This window comes from Halobacillus rhizosphaerae (assembly GCF_046719735.1).
Classification (GTDB): domain Bacteria; phylum Bacillota; class Bacilli; order Bacillales; family Halobacillaceae; genus Halobacillus_B; species Halobacillus_B rhizosphaerae.
The window spans coordinates 70,407-95,282 of the sequence record NZ_JAUTWQ010000006.1 but is presented as its reverse complement, the minus strand read 5'-3'; the positions used below and the strand labels follow the sequence as shown (position 1 = coordinate 95,282).

Genomic DNA, 24,876 nt, shown 5'->3' with positions numbered 1-24,876 from the left:
CTCTATGGATAGAAAAGAAACGCTGCTGAATCAAGATAAATTGTTTCGGATTATGACGGGAATTCACGAAAAGGTAGAAAATCAGCAAATTCAAAATGACGAAGAAATGATTCATGAAGTAATCGATGACTTAAAGCCAATTTATCAATACCATCAATTAAACATGAATAGTTTTTCCTAATCATTTAAAGCTAGGAATGGGGGATTTATTGTGAGTGAAAGATTCGCCGTGATCTTGGCGGCTGGCAAAGGTACACGTATGAAATCAGACTTGCCCAAGGTACTCCACACCATTTGCGGAGTACATATGGTCCAGCATGTTATTAATCAGCTTAAGCGTGTGTCCGCAGATGAGATCATCACCGTAGTTGGGCACCAGAAGGAAACGGTTAAGAATCAGTTAGGAGCTTCCTTACAATATGCTTGGCAGGAGGAACAGCTGGGCACGGCCCATGCGGTAAAAACAAGCGAACACCTGTTAGCAAAGAAACAGGGCACCACCCTGGTTATAACAGGAGATACTCCCTTGATCACTAGTGAAACTCTTGAACAATGCTTTCAGTTTCAACAAGAATCAGGAGCTGCTGCTACAGTGCTTACTATGAAGCTGGAAGACCCTGCAGGGTACGGGAGAATCGTCAGAAACGATCAAGAAGAAGTAGAGAGAATTGTAGAACATAAGGACGCTTCAGACGACGAATTGGAAATCAAAGAAGTGAACACGGGCATCTTCTGCTTTGATAACCAATCCTTATTTGCTGCATTGAATCAAGTATCTGACAATAATAGTCAAGGAGAGTATTACCTTCCTGATGTGATAGAAATTTTAAAATCAGAAGGAAAGAAGATCTCTGCGATCGGCGTTCAGTCTGCGGAAGAGGGTTTTGGAATTAATGATAGAACGCAACTTGCCCGTGCAGAGAAAATTCTTCAGCAAAGAATTTTAACTGATCATATGAAGCAGGGTGTTACGATTATTGATCCAGATTCGACGTATATAGAAACTAATGTAGAAATTGGCCGGGATACGGTCATTGAACCAAGAACCCATCTAAGAGGCACAACAAAAATTGGAGAGAATTGTATGATTGGTCCGAATGTAGATGTAGTGAATTACGTTTGTGGAAATCAAACGAAAATTAAGAACTTTTCGATGACCAATGATATTAGCGCAATCCGTTATGTTTAACTCAAGGAAAGGAGAAGGATCTTTCAGCTCTACACGTTCTGAAAGATCTTTCTTTATTAAATTCGTTCATCGTATGAAAGAAAACTACAAGGTCTATCTTTTTATGATCAGTTTGTTAGTTATTCTAATAGCGGCAGGTGTCTGGATGAAGCAAGAACCGCAAACGAAAGCAACTTGGATTTGGAATACCAGCCAAATTGACGGTCGGGAGGCGCAGGCTGTTGAATTTGCTCAAGAAGAAAAAGTAAATCTTATCTATCTGCATGTGGGAAAAAATGATTTTGATCCGCAAACCTACCGTACATTTATAAAGGAAGCTCATCAAAAAGGCATTGAAGTCTTTGCCTTAGGAGGCGATCCTGCCTGGGCGCTTTCGAAGCATGAAAAGAGTATCGATAAATTTGTCCAGAACGTGAAAGAATTCAATGAAAAAGTTCCGGATGAGGAGAAGTTCTCAGGAATTCATGTGGATATTGAACCTTATCTGCTTCCTGAGTGGAAAAAGAACCAGGACCAGGTGATTGATCAATGGACTGGGAATGTGAAGCATTTAATTCGCACAGCGAAAGCAAATACGAATTTAAAGGTCAGCGGAGATTTTCCTTTCTGGCTCTATAAAGTGAAGGATCCGGAAACAAAGGAAAGCCTGGGGAAATGGATGATCTCACAGCTGGACTCGATTACCATTATGGCTTATCGAGATAATATACAAGGCAGAAATGGAATCAAAAGCATCGCCACACCATTAGTAGAGCAGGCAGCCAATCAGCAGAAATCAGTGATAGTTGCTGTTAACCTTATGAAAATGAGTGATGAAAAACATACCACTTTTTATAACCAAAGCCCCGCTCAAATGAAAGGTCAATTAGTAGAATTAAGAAAAGAATTTCACGGACACCCCGGGTTTGGCGGAATTGCTATCCATGACTATAGTCATTGGAAGAAGTGGATGAAGCTCAATAGCTGAGCTTCATCCACTTTAGTTTCTCCTATACGTTCCTCCTCGCCTTTGTTCGTCCAGCTGCAGATTGCCTTGTCCTTCGAAGTCATAAGTCCATCAATCCACTCATCCGCTCGCCTTCTGCTTTTTGGTAGAGAAATTTGTAGAATGGTAGGAACTCTTTACCATTAATGGGGTATAATTTCATAGTTTTCATGTATAATGTAAGATGTTCATTTAGTTTCAATAGACTAGTAAAGGTGGGAGTTTGTGAAGAAACTTGGAAATGCTTCTATACTCATGATGATTTTATACGTACTGTTCACGGGTGCGACGGGTACATATGCTCAGTCTGCCGCGAAACACATTGACAGCTTTGAACAAGAGGGACAAGATATTCAATTAGAGGAAACGAAACCTTCCTTTAAAACTCAAAGTGTGAAAGAAGTAGATTTAGATAAAATTAAGGATCGGCAAATTGTAATTAAAGTGGAAAAAGGTTCGAAGGCAGACTTGTCTCACTATTCTGTAGTTAAAGACCAGAACTCAAAACAGACAGGTCACTGGATGACTGTACATATTCCTGATAACCAGAATTATCTGAAAGAGCTTAAGAATATTCGTGAAATGGATCAGGTAGAGCTCGCTTCTCCTAATGAGTATTTTCATACAGATTTCCTTCCTAAGGATACATATTACAGAGATGGGGACCAATCTTACTTAAAGTTAATTGGTATGGAACAGGCGTGGGATGTTACGCGAGGAGACAAAGAAGTAAAGGTAGCCGTAATTGATACAGGTGTCTATTCCGATCATAAGGACCTGCAGGGCCGGCTCACAGATGGGTATGACACTCTAAACGATGATCATACTCCTGATGATAAGGATGGCCATGGGACTCATGTTGCCGGGATAATTGCTGCTAACACAAACAGCTTTGGAATTACGGGGACAGCGCCGGGTGTATCAGTCGTACCTATAAAGACAGGTAAAGGTGATATATTGTCTTCAGATGCCATTATTGCTGGAATTAATTATGCCATTACTAAGAAAGTCGATGTCATTAATATGAGTTTTGGAAGTTTTGACTCTAACCCCGGCATTGAAGGGGCGCTCTGGGATGCACATAAGAAAGGAATCGTACTGGTAGCTTCTTCTGGAAATGACGAAAGCTCAAAAGTCGCTTTTCCTGCTGCTTATCCTTGGGTGATCGCAGTCGGTGCTGCTGATTTGAGAACGAAGACCCCGAAGAAAGCAGATTTCTCAAACTTTGGAGGCTTTTTGGATATCATGGCTCCTGGAGTATATCTAAAAAGTACTTCTCTAAGCGGAGGATATGATGATAAGCTCAATGGCACCTCGTTTTCAGCCCCCGTAGTCAGCGGGCTTGCAGCTTTGCTTAAAACCAAGCATCCTGACTGGCAGCCGGAAGATATAGAGTATGCTCTTGAAAATGGTTCTGCGGCTATGGGGAGTCAGCAATTCTCAGTTACTACTGGTTTCGGGGAAGTAAATGGAAACAAAGCGCTGCACTCTTCGCTGGAGGGAAGAAAGAAGGATGGCTCCAGCTTCTCGATAACCAATACCAAACTTCTTACAGAACCCGTATATAATAAAGAGGGACTGGATTTTCCGAATGATCAGGATTTATACCGGCTGGAAATTACACACACAGGAACAGCATCGGTTACCATTCACTGTCCTGCTAAATATATGGATTTGGTAGCTAGATTGTATCAGAAGAAAGACGGCAAACTTTCTCGTTTAATGGAGGAAGATGAAGGAATGCAAGGAGATCCTGAAACTCTGAACTTTACAATTTCTCCTGGCACCTACTATATAGGTATCACCGATTATTATGAAAATTGGTCCAAACAAAATTACTCGATAGAAGTGAAGAAACAACTGGATCAGCCGGTCCGCATTAATGGAAGTACGCGTTATGAAACAGCCGTGGAAATTTCAAAAAAAGGCTGGTCAAAGGCAGATAATGTTGTTCTCGCTACCGGAGACAATTTCCCTGATGCACTTTCCGGTTCTCCACTTGCTTATGCGCTGAATTCCCCTATTCTATTAACGAAAAGAAGCTCACTTGCTAAAGAAACAGCAAAAGAGTTAACTAGACTTGGGACAAAGAACGTTTATATACTCGGAGGGGAAGGAGCAGTTTCTGACCAAGTGAGAAAATCACTAGAGGCGATGGACATTAATGTTACCCGTCTAGCTGGCACGAATCGTTATGAGACTTCCGCTGAAATTGCTAAGGAGATGCTGAAGATCAAAGGGCAAACTCGTTTTGATAAAGCGATTGTTTCTAGTGGAGAGAAATTCCCTGATGCTTTATCCTCAGCTTCTTATGCTGCCAGGAATGGATATCCAATTCTATTAACGAAACAAAATGAATTACCCGAGGTTTCACGTGAAATCGCAGAACAGACGAATCATTCACTTGTCGTAGGTGGTTCTGGCGTAGTAAGTGATCCAATTATGGATGAATTGCCGGATCCTGTTCGTTATGCAGGGACAAACAGGTATGCAACTACGGTTGCCTTCCTCGACGGACTTAAGCAAGCCAGTAAAAGTGTTTATGTCGCTACAGGAGAAAACTTTGCCGACGCGTTAACGGGGTCTGTTTTAGCCGCAAAGAATGGGGCTCCTATTGTTCTAGTAAAGGAAAAAGTTATTCCAGAAGAAATTCAAACTTACATGAATGAACATCACCCGGCGGAGTTTAAAATCCTTGGTGGTGAAGGAGCAGTAAACCAGGTAGTTGGAGCGGACTTATTAAATGAAATGAAGAAGCAGGGTTGAAATCTATTTTCATAAAGGAAGCATAAGATAAATAGTAATGAAGCAGACAGTTCAACGTACCACTAGGTTGAGCTGTTTGTTTTAAAAAGAAAAAAACGATTCCCCTGCATCGTAGGTTTAATCCAATGAGCAAGATACTTTTTTTGGCAGGAAGGTATTTTCAAACCGATTTGCTCATATTAATGATTTGTGTTAAAAATATGAAAAAGGCGGATCTGCTTTCTAAAACTCTTTTATTTAGAATAGCAGTTGAAAATTACCAGAAGCTCTTATAGTATAATGGTTATATAGTTTCAGAGCTTTTATTTCCGTAGAGGAGTGAACCAATGTTAAAGGAAACTGACTTTCCCACTGAAGAACTTAAAAAGCAATGGGTAAAAGTACGAAACAAGAAGTTAGAAGAAATGGCACAGTACATGCAGCGATACTTTCATCTAACAAAAGTGAGAGAGAACAAAAGCAGCTATGAAGTTCAGGGCTATTTTTATCAACCGAGTTTCGGTGAGATTAGAATGGCATTTGAATTCAGTTATGAAAATGTTGCTAAATTTACTGATTTGTTCGATGATCCGATTGAAGAAAATAAATAATCTAAGAAAAAACTCCCGATTCCCATCTGCGGAATCGGGAGTTTTTTCTGTCCAGGACGTTAGCGGTTAGAAATAGGCAGTTTAGGTTTCAGTGAATCGTACAAGAGAGAAGGGACATAAAGTTGAGACTACGATTGGTATTTGACTTCATAACGGAAAAAGGGGGATCAACGCCAAAATCATAGGGTAGACAAAAATAAAACAAGAGCTGAGAATAAACTCAGCCCTTGTTATTTAAGTTTCTTCTTATTTCCTTTAATTGATCTAAATGACGGAGCTCATGCCAGCCAATAAATTCGATCCATTGTTCAAGATTCATGTCACCAAAAGAGGGGTGAGGAAAGGTACGGTTTCTAAGAGTCTCTTTATCCTTGTTATGAACGAGAAACAAAGTGGCTTCTCTTGTTTTCTCAAGGCTGCGTTCCGCCTCTGCAATACTGCTTATTTCACCAGTTGGCTGAACGGCTTCCGGGGCAGTGACCTTATAATTTCTATTTCTTGTTTTATGAAGAGGCTTATCAGAGGTGGTGCGCTGATCCCCTTGTTTAATAGCTTGATTGATTTGATACACGACGAGCTGCTCCATAAGATATAGGTGCTCGAGTACCTCTAGCATGGACCACGATTCTTTATCGGGTCTTATATGTGCTTCTTCATCAGAAACATCGGCTGTGAAATTTAGAACCTCTTGTCTCTTTTCCTCTAATCCGTACATCGGAACATCCTTTCCCATATGATAGTTTTATTCAGTTTACCATATTTTATAGGATGACTTACATTGATATCCTATGGAAAGGGAGGGAATGGTGACGACTTTGTGTCAATTCTTGGCCTCCTGAGCTATTGAGGATGATTCATGACCAAAAAGGGTTTAAGGAGAAAGAAAAGAGGTAATGGTTTTTACGTGTTGTTGAGCTTTTCGTGAAAAAAGTGAAGAAAGGAGTTATCTTCAACATGTCAAACCAGCTTCGTAAAGGACTAATCAAACGTCGAACCTTTTTGATTAAAGAATTGGCACATTCGTTTATATATAAAGATAAAGATAAGCAGAAATTATTTGAAATGAACTTTAGTCAGTTAGAAAATGAATATTCTTATGTGCATAGAAAAGACAAAGACAGCGATAAGATGATTCAATAAAAAAGTGGCAGAAAAACAAGAATTTTATTCACCAAAAAACCCGAGCCATGATTGGTTCGGGTTTTTGTGTGAGCCATTCCATGTCGGTTAAGAAACACGGGTAACGCGGGATTTATCCGTCTTAAGCTCATCTTTTTCCTTTTGCTTTCTAAAGATGGTGGCAACAATAGGTCCAGAAATATTATGCCACACACTAAAGATAGCACTAGGAACAGCAGCCAGCGGACTAAAATGCACAGATGCAAGTGTGGCTCCGAGACCAGAATTCTGCATACCTATTTCTATCGATACCGCTCGTTTCTTGGCGGGATCCATTTTAAATAGTTTTCCCAGTCCGTAACCAGCCAAATATCCAATGAGATTATGGAGGATGACAATTGCGAATATCACGACCCCCGTTTCAGCAATTTTAGCTTGGTTTGCCCCAATTACAGCTCCTACAATAGCTACGATAGCTATCACAGAAACCAGAGGCAGCGCCTTAACCCCGGATTCTATTTTATTCCCAAGCATTGCTTTCACTAGAAGCCCGAGAAGAATAGGAATAAGAACGATTTTTACAATAGATAAGAACAACGCCCCGGCTGATACAGGCAGCCATTGGCTTGCAAATAAGAGAATAAGTGCAGGCGTAAGAAAAGGCGCAAGCAGGGTCGATACGGCAGTTATAGATACGGACAGCGCTGTATCCCCTTTGGATAGATAAGTCATAACATTAGAGGAGGTACCTCCAGGGCAGCATCCTACCAGAATAACGCCCACAGCGACTTCAGTTGAAACTGGAAGTACGGAGACAAGGAAAAAGGCAATGAGCGGCATGAATATAAATTGTCCGGCTACCCCTATGGCTACATCTTTAGGACGCTTAAATACTTCCTGAAAATCTTTCTTGGAAAGAGTCAGTCCCATACCAAACATAATGATCCCCAGCAGCGGAACGATGTAAGGAGCTATCCATGTAAACCCTGCAGGAAAAATAAAAGATAAAATCGCAAATAATAGCACCCAAATAGCAAATGTACTGCCTGCAAAATGACTAACTTTTTCTAACGTTTTCATTTCTTCACTCCTCTACTATGTAAATATAATTTCAGATTATACACTATTTTCAGATTAATAGAACCAATACATCTGGGAAAAAAAAGAGAAGAAGTATGTAATTAGAATATTTGGAGATGGATAGAAGTTCGTTCGTGGAATCGATTTGAGGAAATATAAATCTTTATTCCGAGTAAATCACCATGTATAATAGGTTATAAGTGAAAGGGGAAATGTTTCATGAGTATTCCAAAACCGCTTGTCCAATTAAATCAAATTTTTATAGTTGTCACGGTCATCCTGGCGCTTGTTTTTTATAAAGCTATCTTGCTCGTTCCATTTATAGTTGGCGTCTATACATTAATCTCTAAGCAAAACCCAGTTATCCTTTTTGGGAAACAGTTTCTAAGGAAGCCATTGAACTCCTATATTCCGGAAGATAAAGACCAGCAGTTGTTTAACCAGTGGATTGCGACGATCTGTATAGGGGCATCTTTGGCTTTCTTTTATTTACATTTGGCTTTCTTTGGTTATTTATTTAGTATTATGGTGATCGCTGCAGCAGGAATCGCATTGATGGGGTTCTGTATAGGCTGCACCATTCGTTATCGATTTAAAATGTGGAAATATAAAAGAGCTAATCCGCAGACGTAATCATCAAAAGAGAATCTAATCTGTCAAAACCCGAACTTTACTTGTAGAAGTTCGGGTTTTTATTGTGTACTTCATAAATTGCTGTCTGTGCTGTGGACTTTTGACTCCCTCTGTCTAGCTTCCTCAATTGAATTCTAAGACTTGTTTCAGCTATGAGGGTGCTTTATCCTCTAGTTGTGCTATAATCGATTTCTAGGAATAATAAGGAAAACAGCTATGATTTTGGAAGAGAATATCGTATTTACATAGGTTTAGAGAACATTCTCTTCTCAAGTAAGGAAGGGTTTGAACGAATGGAATTCTTAACCGCAAAAGTCATCTATATCGCTTTGTTCATATTAATTATTCACACGATTGAAACGTTAGCTTATGCCGTGAGGTTATCAGGGGCAAGAGTAGGGTTAATAGCTTCTGCCTTGTCATTATTTAACTTAATGGTCATTGTATCAAGATTGGCAAACATGATGCAGCAGCCTTTCACTGGGAGTTTAATCGATGCTGCGCCAGAAGATCATCCTCTCGTGTTTGTGGCCCACCAGTACAGATTTATTATTGGGGCATCAACGGCAGGGACTCTGTTGGGAATTGTTTTGCTGCCTACTTTTGTAGCCTTGTTTTCAAGAGCGATTATCCATTTATCGAATCAAAAAGGTTCTGTTCCTGCGTTGTTTAAGACACTGTTTTCATATGATTATTTCAAACGGGGGCTTCTTCACACCCATCTTCCTAGAAAAACGTATTTAAAAGGGCTGTCTCTTAAAGGATTTCCTAAACGTCTGTTTCTCGTCAATATGGTCGTGACTTCTATTTATACTATAGGGGTATTATCAGCGTTATATGCTGCTTTGCTTGCGCCAGACCGTCACTCTACAGCCATTATGGCATCAGGTTTGATAAACGGCTTGGCAACGATTTTATTGGTGATATTTGTAGATCCCAAGATATCCGTGATGGCAGACGACGTGATTAATAAAAAGGGGAGCTACGTAACTTTGAAGAACGTATCGCTTATGATGGTGACCTCCAGGCTGCTGGGGACTATTCTTGCCCAGCTGCTATTTATCCCCGGAGCTGAATATGTTGCATGGTTCACGAAGTTTATTGTGTAAATGAAACAATGGGGAACTTCCGGATCCCCGAGTGATTGTTGGAACATCTAATATTGCAAAAGAGTTAACGTAAACATAAAAAAACGCATGGAATCTAAATTCCATGCGTTTTTTTATATAAGAAAAGCTGGAGAATCAAGTTCTCCAGCTTTCTAATATTATTGACTGGCTTCAGTGTCTTTCTTATCCTGGTTTTCTTTCTGTTCGCTATCCAGGAAGCGGAGCAAGTCGCCATAAACGACTTTATCGGAGTACTGAAGTTCTTTATCTGCTTTATCTTTTAATGGAGCACAGGTTTTCATGTCTATTTCTTCGCCAGAGGATTTGTCATAACACTTATTCCCCTCAGCAGCATAAACGTATTTATCTGTGACCATACTTCCATCACGGAAGATCGTGGCACTTTCACGATTTTTAGCAAATAGATCTGTACCGAACTGAACATCATTCTTCTCATCAATACCTAAAAGGTGAAGGATGGTAGGTTTCAAGTCAATTTCTCCACCTACAGTGTCCATTGTCTTTCCTTTCATTCCAGGAATGTGGATGATCAATGGAACTTTTTGCAATTGAACGTGTTCAAACGGACGAATCTCTTTCCCAAGAATTTCACTCATCGCACGATTATGATTTTCAGAGATACCATAGTGATCGCCATACAAGACGAAAATCGTGTCTTTATACTCGCCATTTTCCTTCATAAGCTGGAAGAATTTCTTAATTGACTCATCTTCATAGCGGACGGTTTGGAAATAACGGTCCACTGATCCATCACCCGTATCAGCAGGGTCAATCATTTCCATACTTTTATCATTCGTAATATACGGATAATGGTTAGTCATGGTAATAAATTTCGCATAATAAGGTTTATCCAGATTCTTAACAATCGGCATAGATTGTTCAAAGAAAGGAATGTCCTTTAAGCCATAGTTTACAGAATTCTCATCTGTAACATTGTAGGAATCTTTAGAGTAGAAATGATCGTAACCAAGAGATTGGTACATCACATCTCTGTTCCAGAAACTTGCATGGTTTCCGTGTAAACTTACCGGAGTATAGCCATGATCTTTTACAATTTCAGGGGTTGCATTATATTCATTGTTCGCATTGGTCGTATAAACTGCTCCTCTTGGAAGTCCATACAAGGAGTTATCAATTAAAAATTCTGCATCTGAGGTCTTACCTTGCCCCGTGTTGTGATAGAAATTATCAAAGTAGAAACTGTCATCTGCCAGATCATTCAAAAATGGTGTGATTTCCTGACCGTGTAACTTTCGGTTGATAACAAAGTTTTGTGTGGATTCCAATGATACAAGAACCACATTTTTTCCTTTTGCTTTACCGAAGTATTTACCATGTACACCCATTTTACCTTGTTGAGAATTGACATAGTTCAATATCTCAGATAATTCATTGCTGTCAGCGAAAACGCGGCGTGATGATGTCTTAGCCGTCATAACACTGTCGTAAATGTGATAGTTATAGATTCCAAGAAGTTTTACTAGTTTTGCGCGGTCGAATGTTCTTACAAGCAGCTGAGGGCGTTCTACTTCAGCTAAACTTAAGTTAACAGCTGCAAAACCAAGAACAGTTGCGAAAATCATCGCTACTGTACGTTTGCGGAATTCCATTGTAGGTCTAATCTTCTTAAAGACAAGCCAAGCAACAAGAATTACAGTATCCAACCAATATAATACGTCCATTGGATGCGTTAAAGCTTTAGCACTTCCACCAAGATCACCGAAGTTCTTATACTGCATAAGAACGGGAAGAGTGATGAAGTCATTAAAGAAACGATAGTAAACGACGTTCGCATACAAAACAAATGACATGATGAAATAAATCGTCATGAACGCTTTATTTCTTCTCTTAGGTGAAAAGAAGAATGACAATCCTAAGAAAAATAAAATGGAACTAATCGGTGTTATCACTAGAATAAATTGCTGTACGCCATTTTCAATATCTAAAGTAAAAGCAGTCTGAAGAGCGTAATAGGTTTTTGCCCACAAAAAGAGAACCGCGGCAGCGAAGAAAACCCAACCCTTACTCAACCATTGTTTATAATCTTTATTCATGATGAACCTCCTGTGTTTCTTTCATGAGTTATAATAATATAATTTAACAAAATATTTACAATAAGTAAACAAGAAAGAAGAACTAGTTTATGAAACTTCTGTTACAATATCTATTTATGAAACCTAACCTATTTTATACTCGTATAAACCTATAAGTCAATAAATAGTAGAAAAGAGGTATCAAAATGAGTAAGTACTCAATTGAAGAATTTATAAAGAAAACCAAACAGGATGATAATGAAAACGATTACTTTGAATTGGAAACACCAAGAATTTTAGAAGTGAATTTAACAGATCAAGTCTGGGCAAAAGCTGGATCGATGATTTCTTATAATGGACAGATTAAATTTGAAAGAGAAGGAATTCTAGAGCATGGGGTCGGCCGCATGTTTAAAAAGGCTTTGACTGGAGAAGGGACCTCTTTAATGAAAGCAGAAGGGAGCGGACGACTGTATTTAGCAGATCAAGGTAAAAAGATTACGATTTTACACTTGGATGATGAATCTATAACAGTAAATGGAAACGATCTTCTTGCATTTGAACCAGGAATAGAGTGGGACATTAAATTAATGAAGAAAATCGCTGGAATGATGTCAGGGGGATTATTTAACGTCACCCTGAAAGGGACAGGAAGAGTAGCGATTACTTCCCACTACGAGCCTCTTACACTTCTCGTTACTCCATATGATCCTGTTATAACAGATCCGCACGCTACTGTAGCGTGGTCGGGAATTTTAGAGCCAGAGTTTCAAACGGATATTAGTTTTAAAACTTTTTTAGGCAGAGGCAGCGGTGAATCGATCCAAATGAAATTCTCTGGAGAAGGATTTGTTATTGTTCAGCCATTTGAAGAAATCTATACGAATGGGAACAGCTCCTAATATAATAAGGAAGGTTTTTTTAATTTTTCGACATTTAATACGCAAATCTGCTTTCGTTCTTGGAAAAATGATAAGGATGAATTTGCATTTTAATGTATGTACAACTTGAGTCTTCTGTATGGTTTAAGAAAGTGTGGGAGCTGTCTTGCCTCACCCTTTCTATGGGAGAACTTGAAACCTTCGTCAAGGAATACAAGCGAACACTCCTGCATACGAAACACATATTTAATGAAGAAAGTCGTCAACCTCTTCAAATGTATGTTGTAAATCATGCTCTTAATCATGAAAGAAAAACTTTATTTTTTTATCATCAATTTCTAATTCTTTCATAAGATAGGGATAGAAGAATTTTTTTCAGCACAAACCTTTACTTCAGGATAAAAACAATGTAAGATGGGAATCAATATAAAAATAATAACGGAAACTTCTTATCCAGAGAGGCGGAGGGACTGGCCCTTTGATGCCCGGCAACCATCGATTCAATCCACGAGATTGAAGAGAACGGTGCCAATTCCTGTAGAATGCTTTGCATTCTAAGAGATGAGAGGATCGTACGGAAATTACGACCCCCATTTCTTACATTGGATAAGAAATGGGGGTCTTTATCATTAATAAACCCGTTACGCTCTCTAAATAGAAAGAAGTTGCGTTAAGGAAAGGGAAGATGACAATGGCAACAGCGATTTTTGGAGCAGGATGTTTTTGGGGTGTTGAAGCATTTTTTGAAAGGTTTGAAGGAGTAACTCAAACACGCGTCGGTTATACAGGTGGCAAAGTGAAGGACCCGGTTTACGAACAAGTGAAAACAGGGGACACTGGCCATGCAGAAGCTGTAAAAATTGAATATGATCCATCTGTTATTACTTATAATGAATTGATAAATATCTTTTTTGAAGCGCATGATCCTACTTCTAAGAATCAGCAAGGTGGAGACGTTGGCCATCAATATCGCTCTGCAATTTTTTATTCAGATGCCAGTCAGAAATTTATTGCTGAAGAGAAAGTAAAAGAATGGAACGAAAAATCTATCTTTAAGCGTCCGATTGTGACGGAAATTGTAAAAGTGGATACATTTTACGAAGCTGAAGAAGACCATCAGAAATATTTCCAAAAACATGGATCTGTTGCTTGCGGGATTAGCTGATCTTGAGCGCAGCATGAAAAATATTATTATGAAAACCCGAACCTCCAAATCAGGTTCGGGTTTTCTATGTCTTCGAGCATGTAAGAAGAGCTAAGTATAACGGTTTTGGTTGAGTGGGTTACTCATTGAAGTTCGATTTGCAGCGACTGGCTGTATCCTTCATGAAGATGGTATAATTTTTCAGGTGACTCGATTGAAGAAGAAACGACAAAACTAACTAGTTACCTTGTCCTTCTTTCAATTTGATGACTATTCTTAAGGATTTATTTTACGGGGAGGAAAAGACTGTGAGGTTATATGGAGCGCTGGCAGGTTTGAGTTTGATCTGGGGATTATCTTTTGTTTTTATTAAGTGGCTGGTCGACCCCGTTGGGTTATGGGGGACCGTCTTTTTGAGATGCTTTGCAGGTGCAATCATAGTATTACCGTTCTTGTGGTTTAATCGGAAAAAGATTGTGAGACCTATCCCTTTTAAATCTTTAGCGGTCGTCGGGATTTTTAATGCTGGTCTTCCGTGGGGACTGATTGCTCTTAGCGAAACACAAATTAATAGCAGTACTGCCGCCGTTCTTAATGCTCTAACCCCTATTTGTACGAGCTTAATTGGCTTTTTGTTCTTTTCTATCCTTTTGAAAAAAAGACAGTGGGCAGGAGTGCTGCTTGGATTTATCGGAATCCTTGTCTTAATGAATTTTAATGTGCGAGAGTTATTTAATGAAAGTTTTATTGGGGTGGGGACGATGGTGTTAGCAGCGATAAGTTATGGGTTCGCTTCACAATACACCAAAAAATATTTGCAAAATACGGGAGTATTTCTAATTACTGCTTGTTCCTTGATTGCAGGAACTGTAATTGGAGGAATAGGAGTGATCGCCTCAGGATCAGCCCGGCAATTTGTATCTGCCTCCTTTACAGATCCAGTCATTATCATTGCCATCATAGGACTAGGCTGCTTTGGTTCAGGAATAGCTCACCTGTTATTTTATTATTTAGTTACACAGGGGAGTGCTGAATTTGCAACGTCGGTAACTTATCTTATTCCTATCACGGCAATGGTTTGGGGGTATGTGTTACTTGGAGAAGCTGTTACTAGTCATTTGCTTGCAGGCTTGTTCATTATCTTTTTCGGGGTATACTTGGCTAGTCGAAAGCCAAAGGGAAAAGCGGCCGTGCGAAAAAGCAAAAAAGCGGTCTGACCCACTTAATAAAGCAGCACTCTGCTGCTTTATTTCGTATATTTATTTGCATAACTGCTCGCGGCAATGGAGTCGGGCTTGATTTTTGGTTCGATTCCTAAAGATTCAATTCGAGCGATCATTTCATTCACATAAACACTAGTACGATTCCTTTCTCCTGCACCAATATCAATGTGACCTTCCATTGTAAAGGTGGATCCCCGATAAATGTTGGGCAGGACTAAATCAACCAGCAGATTAATTTTCTCAGGAGTAAATAGGACAGCAACTTCTTCAGTTAAAGTGGTCTCATAGGAGATTCGCTCGTGGAGCACAGTCATTTTCCTTGGAATGATCACTTTGCGGAAGCATGCCCAGGCCCCTTTGCCAACCCTTTGAATTACAATCCCTGTAATGAATATTGTTGAATCTGAATGAATCTGTGAATCTGTCCCGAGCATTAAGCGATAATTTCCTAATGCGTCTTTATTCATAAAGGAATAAATATGATCAAACACCTCTGTGAAATCCATGTTTTCCCGGGCAATATTTTGAAATGAAAGTTGCTCCTCCACTTTATAACACCTCAATAGTTAGAGTAATCTTCTTTGCAATTCTCCAGAAACGAATGATTGAGCAGCCGTTCGTCAGGCGAACCATCAAGATAAGATGGTTTGAAAGATCTTACCTTATTCTATGCTGTGATTACGGTTTTGACTGGATGGCAGGAGAATCCAGGGAATATTGATCTACTTATTAGTTTCTCAATGGTTAGTTCATTTATCCGTGGAAAGAGACGATTGATTCTACTTAGAAATGCTATAAAGTTTGAATTAAAATACGTAAAGAAAGCTAGCTTCTTAATTTTTTTAGAGCGCTTGTCATTAATACTAAGGTGATAATTAGGATCATGCTGCTTGTAACCGTCAATATAATCGAAAGCTGCTGATTTGCATTAATCCCGATATATCCCCAAATAAAAACTAGCGGGAATATATAGTCCTTTTGAACATAATGAAAGATAATAGCAATTAATCCTCCCGCGATAAGCATAATGACCGACCAAGCTAATTCATGAAGTCCTAAAAATTCTTGAATTCCGTTGTATTTAAAAACAATAAAAGTATCGACTATGGTGGCAACTGATGTCCATCCTAGATAAAGCGAGAACGGGAGACGGTAATAGAACGTCCCAATAGGAATAGAAGCTTTCAAATTGCTGTATACCTTGCAGAGAGTGAGGAGAGAAGCAGCGAGAAAAAGAATGGAATAGCTTGTCCCCACAATAACGGAGGTTCCTGAAAGAAGCATACTAAGTGGAAACCAGAAACGGATAGCCGCAACCATCCTGTTTAGTTTCTCTAAATCAAAGAACTGCAGGACGATAAAAATGAGAAGGGTAATATAGATAAGTCCCCATATTGCAAAGGCAAAAGGAGCAGGTGCCACTAATACCTTTTCTGAAAATCCGCCGGTGAAATCTGCAATAATTAGGGAAGATACTAATAAATAGAGATAACTGACCGTGTTGAATAGTTTCAGTCCCAGAAGACTCATTCAAAGTCCACTCCTTTAACACAACTAATATTTTTCAGGTTCTTTCCTCCTCTATTCCAGATAATCCTTTGTTTTATAAAGTTAGCTTGGTCTAATACAAGTCTATGATGGAAAAAGAAATAAATGCCAGCAGCTTCATGAGAGGAATGGATTATAAAAGGGGGATCACAAAAGAAATGCCCCTTAAAAAAACCCGAACCATTCCAAGGTTCGGGTTTTTTTGATCGTGAATCCCATCTTAGTTTAAAAGTCTATTGAACTATCTTACTGTATAGTCCCGTTTCCTTTAAATCAGAAAATATAGATCCAAACCAGCAGGATGATGATTAGAAAGGTAATAAGGTAGATAATCGTTAACATGGGAATACTGGAGTTGTTTTCTGCTTCCTTGAGACTTTTTAAATCCTCTTCTTGTGATTGTGGTTCTTTCTTTGAAACGGTTCTTGCGATCATTAAGGTGCCAGCTAAGGCAACGATACAAATACCAACGATGATTAAATAATAGCTTATGTTCACATCCATCGCTCCTCGGTTTTGTCTTTTCTTTTTTTAATATGAAAGGATTATTGTTTCTATTGTAAGGGAATGGAAGTAAAGAGAACAGAACAAGAGACTAAATGCAGGAAAAAATACGGGAGGAGTCGGAATGTACCAATCACTTAATGGTTTTTTCTTGTCGTGGGAGTATGAAGTGGAAGAGACGATGAAAATTTTTCAAGGACTGACAGATGATTCCTTGCAGCAGCGTGTTACTCCTGAGCAGAGAAACTTAGGTGAAATTGCCCTCCATATCATTAACTCTATCCAAGAACTCATGGAACATACAGGATTGGAAATTGAAGATTCAGTAACGCAGGACAGCGTGCAGGAATCATCAGAAGCGCTCATTCGTCACTATGAAAATAGCTGTCATTCTTTTAAAAAGGCCATTTATACTCAATGGACGGATCATTCCTTGAATGAGAATAGCACGTTAAATGGGAAAGTTATCCCCAATCATTACTTTTTAATGATTTTAATACGGCATCAGATTCACCATAGAGGCCAGATGACGGTCCTCATGAGCCAAGCGGGCTTGAAAGTGCCGGATATCTATGGACCTTCTAAAGAAAAGAAGCAGCTCATGGATTGAAGAAAAACGGAAATTTAAAACGATGGGTCAGAGACAGGGATAGAAATTCTTAAGCGATTATTAAATCTGAACGATGATGAAATGCTACCAGCATTCTTCCATCACCGTTCGGATTTTTTGTTTGATGCAGGATTTCTGTATTTTTCCATAAAGAAATATTTTCAGGCCACTGGTGTTTAATAAAGGACCTATTAAAGTCGTTGTTTGGAGCACAATCCTCCACTACTATAAATATAATCGATAAATTATAGTCCTACCAGGGAGGGAATACATCAATGGAAACAATTGAGGAATTGGAATATAAAATGTCTCAGCCCTCACAGAGGCTAGTGGATGATTTATTAAAAATAAAAGGAGATATCATGATTCTCGGTGTGGGAGGGAAAATGGGACCGACACTTGCCATGCTAGCTAAGAATGCAGTACGAACTGCCCGACTTGATAAACGGATCATTGGAGTTTCGAGATTTTCCCAAGGAACTTTAAAAGAAGAGTTGGAAAGCAGTGGAATTGAAACCATTCAGGCAGATTTATTAAACGAGGAAGAATTGGAGGCGCTGCCTGAGGTTGAAAATATCATATATATGGCAGGCAACAAGTTTGGGACAACTGGTAATGAACATTTCACCTGGGCAATGAACACTTATTTACCTGGGCGAACTGCGGAAAAATTCAAACGGTCTAAGATCGTTGTTTTTTCTACAGGTAACGTGTATCCGCACAGTTATATTGGAGGTGGCGGATCCTCAGAAGAAATGACTCCGAATCCTCTAGGTGAATACGCTCAATCCTGTCTTGGAAGAGAAAGGATATTTAGTCATTTCTCTCATAAATATCATATCCCTCAAGTTCATTTTCGCTTAAATTATGCAATTGATCTTCGGTACGGGGTATTAGTTGAGATTGCCAGAGCAGTAAAAGAAAAACGGCCGATTAACTTAAACATGGGTTTCGTGAATGTCATCTGGCAGGGAGATGCGAATGAAATGGCATTACGCTCCTTGCTCCACTGCCAATCGCCGCCGCTTGCTTTAAATATTACGGGTCCAGAAACTCTTTCAGTTCGATGGTTAGCTGAAAGGTTTGGTGAGAAATTCGGCATTGAACCTATCTTTGAAGGGGAGGAACAGGAAACCGCCCTGTTAAGCAACGCTTCTCATTCTCACCAGTTATTTGGATACCCTTCCGTGACCATTAGAGAAATGATGGACTGGACGGCTGGGTGGTTGACTAATAACGGTGAATTGATCGGCAAACCAACCCATTTCCAAGAGAGAAAGGGGAATTACTGATATGACTCATTCTCTTAAAGTGGAGTTGAGAGACTTATTATTTCAAGGAACAGTGATTCCTGCTCATCCGCTTGCTTTAACAAGAGAACGGAAATTAGATGAAGAGCGGCAGCGCGCTTTGACGCACTATTATATGGCAAGCGGCGCAGGTGGTATTGCCATTGGGGTCCATACCACTCAGTTTGAAATCCGTCAAAAAGGAATTGACCTTTATGAACCAGTATTAAGAATGGCAGCAGAGGAAATAAACAAAGCCCAGTTAAATCGTCCTTTTCTCAAAATAGCCGGCATTGCTGGAGAAACAACCCAAGCTATTTCAGAAGCAGAGACGGCAGCGGGGCTTGGTTACCATCTAGGTTTAGTAAGTATGGGGGGCCTGACCCACTTGAGTGAGAGACAGCATTTGGAAAGAGTGAAAGCCGTAGCTGATGTGCTCCCGGTTTTTGGATTTTATCTACAGAGATCGGTAGGTGGACGTCGATTCAGCTATAATTTCTGGAGAGAATTTTGTGAGATTCCTGGAGTAACAGCTATTAAGCTTGCCCCATTTGATCGCTATTGTACCCTGGAGGTGGTCCGAGCCGTCTGCCACTCTTCACGTCATTCAGATATAGCATTATATACCGGTAATGATGACAATATTGTAGCGGATCTGTTAACTGAATTCCGCTTTTCCGTTGGTGGAGAAGTACGTACTAAACAGATGATAGGAGGATTACTTGGACAGTGGGCGGTGTGGACAACTAAAGCGGTGGAATTGTTAGAAGAAATAAAAAGAATAAAGGATATGGACAGCATCCCTGTGGAAATGTTGACCATTGGTGCCGAAATAACTGATGCGAATGCGGCCTTGTTTGATCCGGGAAATGGTTTCAAAGGCTGTATAGCTGGTATTAATGAGGTGCTGAGACGACAAGGGCTTGTTAGAGAAAATGTCTGTCTGAAGGATACCGAGCAGTTGAGCCCGGGGCAGATGGAGGAAATTAACAGAGTTTATCTCCAGTATCCTCACCTAACCGATGATGATTTTATTAAGGAGAATCTGCCTGGCTGGTTAAGCGGGGTTTCTTTACATTCAAATTAGGAATGGAGGGAGGAGATTGGCAGAAGAAAAAAGTTCCAGATTTTTTTATCAGGCGCAGCAGCGTCCGTTTATAAAAGAGATGTGTGAGAAAAACTGGGGCCGTGAAGTAGAGGAGGTCTTAGAGAGAGCGGATTTAGCATGTGAGAATACTTTTATATTCACTCATCGATGGGATATGGAACGATGTGAAACGCCGGTTTCATTCGGCGGTGAAGTAGATTGGACATACAGATATAACGGAGACTTTGAATGGACCGTTAATTTAAACAGAGCCAGATTTATGGCAGAACTCGGTCAGGCGTACTGGCTTACCGATGATGAAAAATATGCGTCTTCCTTTATCAGATTGTTAAAAGATTGGGTAGAGCACAACCCGTTAACTTTAGAAGATGTCCGGCAAAGTAAAGCAACGCAATATAACGTGAAGGATACGTGGAGGAAGCTGGACAGCGGCATTCGAATTACGAATTGGATCAAAGGTTACTTCTGTGTTCGTGAGTCCCATTTATGGGGAGAGAAAGAGGAGATGATCTTTGGAGATGCTGTTCACATGCATGGCCAATATTTAAGCATGGCTTATACGCCGCATGATCAGCAAAGCAATTGGGGATTTTTAGAAACTAATGGCTTGTTTCAAATTTCTGTTCTGTTTCCCCAATTTTCTGAAGCAAAAAGCTGGCAGGAACAGGCGATAAGTCGTTTAGAAGCTATGTGCCGCCTTCAAGTATTTAGCGATGGGATGCATAATGAACAAAGTCCAATGTATCATCACGAAGTTCTTCATTGCCTTTTTGAATCGATTCTATTATCTGAAGTCAATGAAATGCCGATGCCAGAGGAATTAAAAAGGACTCTTGAAAAAATGTATCACGCTTCTTTTGCTTTAATAAAGCCTAATGGGAACCAGCCGAGATTGAGTGATAGTGATGATACTGACATTCGGGATGTTCTCACAAGAGGGGCCGCTTTATTTCAACGGGGAGATTGGAAATGTAAAGGCTATAAAGGGTTGGATTACGAGGGGATTTGGTATTTTGGAGAGAAAGGATTATCCGATTACTCCGCCTTACTAACGCTGAGTCCAGCATTTGGATCCATCCATTTGGAGAATTCAGGTTACTCTGTGTTAAGGAATAACTGGTCCTCAAAGGGACATTACTTATTGTTTGATGGCGGTCATATGGACATTATCCGAGCCCATGGCCACGATGATTTCCTCCACATCGATCTCACTCTTTTTGGTAAAGAATTTCTAGTGGATCCCGGCAGGTACACGTATATGGAGAATGAAGAGCGAAAGTATTTTAAGGAGTCGTTTCAACATAATACTACGAGTGTGGATAACCACTCGATTTCTAGTTATGTAGATTCCTGGCATTGGGACCAAGTGGCGAATATTACCCAACCTTACTGGAGGACTTCAGATGCTTTCGATTTTGTGCAAGCCGGACATGATGGATACTGGAAACTCGATGATCCAGTCCAGGTTCTTCGGCAGATATTTTACGTGAAGCCTGATTATTATATTCTCATCGATCGTTTTCTCTCCCGTGAAGAACATGTGTACACCCAGCACTTTCATCTGGATGAACACGCGGAATTGAGAGTGTTGAAAGAGGGGGAGGAAGTGTTGATAGAACGGGAAGAAGGAGAGAAACTTTCTATGATCTGGTTGGATCCTGTCCAATTAAGTAAAGAGGAGAGCTGGGTTTCCAGACATTATAATCAGAAGCGGCAGGCCGTTAAACTAACTGCCTCAAAAACAGGGAAAGGTGTAACGACTTTTATCACCGCCCTCCTTCCAAGGTCCTCTGAAGAGGAGGGTCCGTTTAGCATGCGGAAAATAGATGTCTTTTCAACGCGATATGAAAAGCTGACGGATTATGAAGTAACCGCATTAGAAGTGAAAAGAGGAGACCGGGAAGAAATTGTAGTATTCTCCCATCAAGGTCCATTCAGCTATCAATTCGCTGATACACAGATGACAGGAGAGGTTCTCTTTCTAAAGAAAGACACAAATTCTGAGCAATCATGGGTGGTAAAAACGTAAGTGAGATGTACCTTGTTATGAAATTCCGATCCTTTTCCGGTATTGGGTGGGGGTGATTCCTATATGTCTTTTAAAAGTCTTTGTAAAATGAGGATAATCCCCGTATCCAATAGAATGAGCAATTTCGTAAGTTTTAAATACCGGGTTGTTTAATAATTCTTTGGCTTTATCAATTCTGAGCTTGGTAATAAACTGTTTATAACTGATTCCAGTTTCCGCTTTAAACTCCATGCTGAAATAAGAAGGAGACATGTGGACAGTATCAGCTACTTCTTGAAGTGAAAGGGTTTCTTCTCTGAAATGAGTTTCGATATACGCCACTGCTTTCAGTATATTTTTTCGGTGCCCGAAATTTCTTACCTCTTTAATTTGATCCATAAGAGTCTGACAGAAGCCGATTAATGTTCGTCTCATCTTCTCCGTATCGTTAGGAAGTATGGAATTATTCAGTGGTTCATCCAAAGTGAAATCCGCAGATTGTTTGTTTAGCTCCCCTTTAATATATACAATAAGGTCTGCATAAAGGGACTTCATTAATCCAGGCTCTACCTTATTCTCAACAATCTGGGTGTGAAGTTCAGTAATCATGAGGGTTGTTTTTTCTTCTTCCAGCAGCCAAATTTGATCCGCAAGCTTCTCCGCAAAGGACTTAATGATCCATACCCACTTACTTCTTTCCTTAGAACTTTGATTTTCTGATTCCAACTTGGCCTTAACCTTTCCCAAAGAAGCAAGGAATTGGTCAGGTTTGATCGGCTTTAGCAAAAAATCTACCACGCCGAATCTGAGAGCAGATTGAGCGTATTCAAATTTATCATACCCTGAGATAATGATGAATTTAGCTTTAGGATTTTCTGCATTAACTTTTTGAATAAAGGCAAGACCGTTCATTTTAGGCATCCGGATATCGGTGATAATGAGGTGAGGCTCAAATTGCTGATTTAATTGACTCGCCTCTTCGCCGTCTTTTGCCTCCCCTACAATTTGAAACCCAGTGGGATTGTTTTGAATTAAGGCCGAGATGCTTTTCTTTATCATTTTTTCGTCGTCTGCAATAAGTACCGTATACATGGCTATGCCTCCTTCTTTTTAACTTCATAATCAAATGGCAAGTTAATTTGAATGACGGTCCCTCGTTCATCGGATTGTTTGATCAACAGGCCGTAGGGATCACCAAAGTTTGAAGAGATTCGCTTATGAACATTGATTAACCCAATTCTCTTCGTCGTTTTGTTACTCAACGGCGGGTCTTGATTCTGTTCAAAAGATTGATTGAACATATCCATGGTCTTGCCTGACATCCCTTTTCCACGGTCCACAATGTAAACGATATACCTTGCTGGCTCTTTAATTCCGTAAATTCCGATAAAGTCAGGTTTGAGCTCATGATCTTCATACCCATGGATAAATGCATTCTCAATAATCGGCTGCAGAGTGATTCTTGCTGCAAGCACAGTTTTCACGGTTTCCTCATTTACATCATAAACCACCGTTAAATCTTCAAATCTCTCTTTCTGAATTTCCATATATGCTTTAATGTGCTGTAATTCTTCCTCAAGGGTAACGATGGTTTTCGTATTACTAACATTATAGCGAAACATATCTGCTAAAGATGTCGTCATTCGACTAATCATCATTTGATTTTCAATAATGGCGTACGAATTAATGATTTCTAGTGTATTGTAGAGAAAATGAGGGTTAATTTGTGATTGCATCGCCTGAAGTTCTGACTCCCGGTTTTTCAACTCCAGCTCATTTTCTTTTCGTTTAGAATAATGAACGGCTGCAATTAACCGGTTTAGATCATTTGTCATCGAATAAAAGCTCTCGTACAGTTCACTAATTTCATCCTGTCTATAAAAGGGGAGCGGCTTCGTTTTGGTAAAGTTTAAATTTCCATGCTGAGCCTTCTTCATTAGTTTCTGTAAATGAGTGAGTGAATACGTTAAAGATAGAGAAAAACCTCCGACAAATAACAAAGCGATCCCAATTAGAATTAAACCTATCCACATCGTAGAATTTCTTAAAGAAATTAATTCTCCCATAATGCTTTTCATAGGAACATTCGCAATCATTGTCCAATTTGATACAGGGGAGTGATCATAGACTTGCAGCGTACTTGCTGCACTCTTCCGATTGATGAAAAACTGGTCCTCGGTTCCTTGCCGGCTATCCTGATAAGAAAACGTCTGGCCTAATTCATTTTCGTTTGGGTGGTAGATAATTTTATTATTTTTGTCGACAATCCAAACGTTTTTGAAATGACTCAGGGTCACTTCATTGATAATATTTTCAATCTGATTCAAACGAAGATTCACAATGAGCAGTCCTGATGTTTCATATGTATTTTTATCGTACACCTTCCTTACTATTGTAAGTACGGGTGTGGAATGGATGAAAGTAAGGTTCATTATTTGGTAGGAATCTAATTGGTCTGCATTTTTCCACATTTGCAAGTTACGATCTTTTATTTGTTCCATATTAAGAAAATCGCCGACGTGTACGTAATTATTCACTTGCATTTCATTTTTGTTAATAAGAGAAATTCCGTAAATATCAGAACGACCTTCTAAAATGTCTCCAAAAGCTTCGTTCTGAATCTTGTTTGATAATACATATTTTTCGTATCGAGTGGAGGAGTCAGGATTTAGACTAAGGAAGGATTGAACTTCTGGCTTTGTTAAGAATGGGAGTGTGGCTTTTTCTAAATCATTTAAATAAAAATCCATGTATTCATTCGTTTGCTTTAATAAATATTGACTATATTGAACAGCATTATGTTCAATGGCTGCCGTAGATTTTTCATACCAAATGTATCCAAGAACCAGCAAAGGAGCACAGACAAATAGAAGAATGATAAAAAATAATTTTGCATGTATGGATCGATAGTTTAAAGGGAGTATTCTCAAAAGTCATTCTCCTTAATGGAAAATATTGCGAATATTGTTTATTTTCATTTTATTGAAATAAACACAAACTTTCAAATGAATTTCCATTTATGGTAAAAAAAATAAG

The 24,876-nt window shown here is 39.5% G+C and carries 23 protein-coding genes and 1 riboswitch; of the genes, 15 read left to right on the top strand and 8 right to left on the bottom strand.

Features of this window, described 5'->3' with window-relative positions:
* Positions 1–4 precede the first annotated feature (4 nt).
* The 5 genes from Q7A53_RS08230 (at position 5) to Q7A53_RS08210 (ending at position 5,530) form a co-directional block, all read left to right on the top strand.
* On the top strand, positions 5–181 hold the full coding sequence (locus tag Q7A53_RS08230) for a hypothetical protein (protein ID WP_411788667.1): 177 nt from the start codon (positions 5–7) through the stop codon (positions 179–181).
* 30 nt (positions 182–211) lie between these two features.
* Positions 212–1,189 (top strand): bifunctional UDP-N-acetylglucosamine diphosphorylase/glucosamine-1-phosphate N-acetyltransferase GlmU, encoded by a 978-nt coding sequence (gene glmU / locus Q7A53_RS08225; protein WP_411788666.1) that lies wholly within the window; start codon positions 212–214, stop codon positions 1,187–1,189.
* Between the two features lie 145 nt (positions 1,190–1,334).
* Entirely contained in the window at positions 1,335–2,156 is an 822-nt protein-coding gene (locus Q7A53_RS08220) for a hypothetical protein (protein ID WP_411788665.1), read from the top strand.
* 243 nt (positions 2,157–2,399) lie between these two features.
* Positions 2,400–4,940: a cell wall-binding repeat-containing protein gene (locus tag Q7A53_RS08215; RefSeq protein ID WP_411788664.1), complete on the top strand. Its 2,541-nt coding sequence runs from the start codon at positions 2,400–2,402 to the stop codon at positions 4,938–4,940.
* A gap of 326 nt (positions 4,941–5,266) precedes the next feature.
* Positions 5,267–5,530: a hypothetical protein gene (locus Q7A53_RS08210; protein WP_411788663.1), complete on the top strand. Its 264-nt coding sequence runs from the start codon at positions 5,267–5,269 to the stop codon at positions 5,528–5,530.
* Between the two features lie 220 nt (positions 5,531–5,750).
* Here Q7A53_RS08210 and Q7A53_RS08205 read toward each other — a convergent pair whose 3' ends face one another.
* Positions 5,751–6,245 (bottom strand): DinB family protein, encoded by a 495-nt coding sequence (locus tag Q7A53_RS08205; protein WP_411788662.1) that lies wholly within the window; start codon positions 6,243–6,245, stop codon positions 5,751–5,753.
* Between the two features lie 239 nt (positions 6,246–6,484).
* Here Q7A53_RS08205 and fbpA point away from each other — a divergent pair, with 239 nt between their 5' ends.
* Positions 6,485–6,670, top strand: a complete 186-nt coding sequence (gene fbpA / locus Q7A53_RS08200) for a Fur-regulated basic protein FbpA (protein ID WP_411788661.1) — start codon at positions 6,485–6,487, stop codon at positions 6,668–6,670.
* 87 nt (positions 6,671–6,757) lie between these two features.
* Here fbpA and Q7A53_RS08195 read toward each other — a convergent pair whose 3' ends face one another.
* Positions 6,758–7,729, bottom strand: coding sequence for a bile acid:sodium symporter family protein (locus Q7A53_RS08195; protein WP_411788660.1), 972 nt, complete (start codon positions 7,727–7,729; stop codon positions 6,758–6,760).
* A 219-nt stretch (positions 7,730–7,948) separates the two neighbouring features.
* On the opposite strand from Q7A53_RS08195, the gene Q7A53_RS08190 reads away from it, so the two are divergent.
* Together Q7A53_RS08190 and Q7A53_RS08185 are read left to right on the top strand one after the other, a co-directional pair.
* Positions 7,949–8,362 (top strand): DUF4395 domain-containing protein, encoded by a 414-nt coding sequence (locus Q7A53_RS08190; protein WP_411788659.1) that lies wholly within the window; start codon positions 7,949–7,951, stop codon positions 8,360–8,362.
* Between the two features lie 293 nt (positions 8,363–8,655).
* Entirely contained in the window at positions 8,656–9,471 is an 816-nt protein-coding gene (locus Q7A53_RS08185) for a lipid II flippase Amj family protein (protein ID WP_411788658.1), read from the top strand.
* Positions 9,472–9,629: 158 nt separating this feature from the next.
* On the opposite strand, the gene Q7A53_RS08180 is transcribed toward Q7A53_RS08185, so the two are convergent.
* Complete coding sequence (locus Q7A53_RS08180) at positions 9,630–11,546, bottom strand: LTA synthase family protein (RefSeq protein WP_411788657.1); 1,917 nt, start codon at positions 11,544–11,546, stop codon at positions 9,630–9,632.
* A 185-nt stretch (positions 11,547–11,731) separates the two neighbouring features.
* On the opposite strand from Q7A53_RS08180, the gene Q7A53_RS08175 reads away from it, so the two are divergent.
* The 3 genes from Q7A53_RS08175 (at position 11,732) to Q7A53_RS08165 (ending at position 14,767) form a co-directional block, all read left to right on the top strand.
* On the top strand, positions 11,732–12,427 hold the full coding sequence (locus Q7A53_RS08175; protein WP_411788656.1) for an AIM24 family protein: 696 nt from the start codon (positions 11,732–11,734) through the stop codon (positions 12,425–12,427).
* Between the two features lie 425 nt (positions 12,428–12,852).
* Positions 12,853–12,974, top strand: a riboswitch (SAM riboswitch).
* A 123-nt stretch (positions 12,975–13,097) separates the two neighbouring features.
* Positions 13,098–13,571: a peptide-methionine (S)-S-oxide reductase MsrA gene (gene msrA / locus Q7A53_RS08170; protein ID WP_411788655.1), complete on the top strand. Its 474-nt coding sequence runs from the start codon at positions 13,098–13,100 to the stop codon at positions 13,569–13,571.
* Positions 13,572–13,858: 287 nt separating this feature from the next.
* Complete coding sequence (locus tag Q7A53_RS08165) at positions 13,859–14,767, top strand: DMT family transporter (protein WP_411788654.1); 909 nt, start codon at positions 13,859–13,861, stop codon at positions 14,765–14,767.
* Between the two features lie 29 nt (positions 14,768–14,796).
* Here Q7A53_RS08165 and Q7A53_RS08160 read toward each other — a convergent pair whose 3' ends face one another.
* The 3 genes from Q7A53_RS08160 to Q7A53_RS08150 form a co-directional block, all read right to left on the bottom strand.
* A complete protein-coding gene (locus tag Q7A53_RS08160; RefSeq protein WP_411788942.1) occupies positions 14,797–15,279 on the bottom strand; it encodes a ribonuclease H-like YkuK family protein in 483 nt (160 codons plus the stop codon).
* Between the two features lie 319 nt (positions 15,280–15,598).
* The gene (locus Q7A53_RS08155; protein WP_411788653.1) at positions 15,599–16,303 is read right to left on the bottom strand and encodes a tryptophan-rich sensory protein; all 705 of its coding nucleotides are present in this window, start codon (positions 16,301–16,303) and stop codon (positions 15,599–15,601) included.
* Between the two features lie 291 nt (positions 16,304–16,594).
* The gene (locus Q7A53_RS08150) at positions 16,595–16,819 is read right to left on the bottom strand and encodes a hypothetical protein (RefSeq protein WP_411788652.1); all 225 of its coding nucleotides are present in this window, start codon (positions 16,817–16,819) and stop codon (positions 16,595–16,597) included.
* 130 nt (positions 16,820–16,949) lie between these two features.
* Between Q7A53_RS08150 and Q7A53_RS08145 the strand changes: the two genes are divergently transcribed.
* The 4 genes from Q7A53_RS08145 (at position 16,950) to Q7A53_RS08130 (ending at position 21,861) form a co-directional block, all read left to right on the top strand.
* The gene (locus Q7A53_RS08145) at positions 16,950–17,435 is read left to right on the top strand and encodes a DinB family protein (protein WP_411788651.1); all 486 of its coding nucleotides are present in this window, start codon (positions 16,950–16,952) and stop codon (positions 17,433–17,435) included.
* A 275-nt stretch (positions 17,436–17,710) separates the two neighbouring features.
* On the top strand, positions 17,711–18,727 hold the full coding sequence (locus Q7A53_RS08140; RefSeq protein ID WP_411788650.1) for an NAD-dependent epimerase/dehydratase family protein: 1,017 nt from the start codon (positions 17,711–17,713) through the stop codon (positions 18,725–18,727).
* A gap of 1 nt (position 18,728) precedes the next feature.
* The gene (locus Q7A53_RS08135) at positions 18,729–19,811 is read left to right on the top strand and encodes a dihydrodipicolinate synthase family protein (protein WP_411788649.1); all 1,083 of its coding nucleotides are present in this window, start codon (positions 18,729–18,731) and stop codon (positions 19,809–19,811) included.
* A 16-nt stretch (positions 19,812–19,827) separates the two neighbouring features.
* Entirely contained in the window at positions 19,828–21,861 is a 2,034-nt protein-coding gene (locus Q7A53_RS08130) for an alginate lyase family protein (protein ID WP_411788648.1), read from the top strand.
* Positions 21,862–21,876: 15 nt separating this feature from the next.
* On the opposite strand, the gene Q7A53_RS08125 is transcribed toward Q7A53_RS08130, so the two are convergent.
* Complete coding sequence (locus Q7A53_RS08125) at positions 21,877–22,932, bottom strand: response regulator transcription factor (RefSeq protein WP_411788647.1); 1,056 nt, start codon at positions 22,930–22,932, stop codon at positions 21,877–21,879.
* Between the two features lie 2 nt (positions 22,933–22,934).
* The gene (locus Q7A53_RS08120; RefSeq protein ID WP_411788646.1) at positions 22,935–24,770 is read right to left on the bottom strand and encodes a sensor histidine kinase; all 1,836 of its coding nucleotides are present in this window, start codon (positions 24,768–24,770) and stop codon (positions 22,935–22,937) included.
* Positions 24,771–24,876: the final 106 nt, after the last annotated feature.

Coding starts and splice junctions, on each gene's coding strand:
- Q7A53_RS08145 (WP_411788651.1), top strand. CDS start 16,950: ATGTACCAATCACTTAATGGTTTTTTCTTGTCGTGGGAGTATGAAGTG.
- Q7A53_RS08210 (WP_411788663.1), top strand. CDS start 5,267: ATGTTAAAGGAAACTGACTTTCCCACTGAAGAACTTAAAAAGCAATGG.
- Q7A53_RS08135 (WP_411788649.1), top strand. CDS start 18,729: ATGACTCATTCTCTTAAAGTGGAGTTGAGAGACTTATTATTTCAAGGA.
- Q7A53_RS08195 (WP_411788660.1), bottom strand. CDS start 7,729: ATGAAAACGTTAGAAAAAGTTAGTCATTTTGCAGGCAGTACATTTGCT.
- Q7A53_RS08205 (WP_411788662.1), bottom strand. CDS start 6,245: ATGTACGGATTAGAGGAAAAGAGACAAGAGGTTCTAAATTTCACAGCC.
- msrA (WP_411788655.1), top strand. CDS start 13,098: ATGGCAACAGCGATTTTTGGAGCAGGATGTTTTTGGGGTGTTGAAGCA.
- Q7A53_RS08125 (WP_411788647.1), bottom strand. CDS start 22,932: ATGTATACGGTACTTATTGCAGACGACGAAAAAATGATAAAGAAAAGC.
- Q7A53_RS08160 (WP_411788942.1), bottom strand. CDS start 15,279: ATGGATTTCACAGAGGTGTTTGATCATATTTATTCCTTTATGAATAAA.
- Q7A53_RS08190 (WP_411788659.1), top strand. CDS start 7,949: ATGAGTATTCCAAAACCGCTTGTCCAATTAAATCAAATTTTTATAGTT.
- Q7A53_RS08140 (WP_411788650.1), top strand. CDS start 17,711: ATGGAAACAATTGAGGAATTGGAATATAAAATGTCTCAGCCCTCACAG.
- Q7A53_RS08220 (WP_411788665.1), top strand. CDS start 1,335: ATGAAGCAAGAACCGCAAACGAAAGCAACTTGGATTTGGAATACCAGC.
- Q7A53_RS08155 (WP_411788653.1), bottom strand. CDS start 16,303: ATGAGTCTTCTGGGACTGAAACTATTCAACACGGTCAGTTATCTCTAT.
- Q7A53_RS08185 (WP_411788658.1), top strand. CDS start 8,656: ATGGAATTCTTAACCGCAAAAGTCATCTATATCGCTTTGTTCATATTA.
- Q7A53_RS08230 (WP_411788667.1), top strand. CDS start 5: ATGGATAGAAAAGAAACGCTGCTGAATCAAGATAAATTGTTTCGGATT.
- Q7A53_RS08180 (WP_411788657.1), bottom strand. CDS start 11,546: ATGAATAAAGATTATAAACAATGGTTGAGTAAGGGTTGGGTTTTCTTC.
- fbpA (WP_411788661.1), top strand. CDS start 6,485: ATGTCAAACCAGCTTCGTAAAGGACTAATCAAACGTCGAACCTTTTTG.
- Q7A53_RS08175 (WP_411788656.1), top strand. CDS start 11,732: ATGAGTAAGTACTCAATTGAAGAATTTATAAAGAAAACCAAACAGGAT.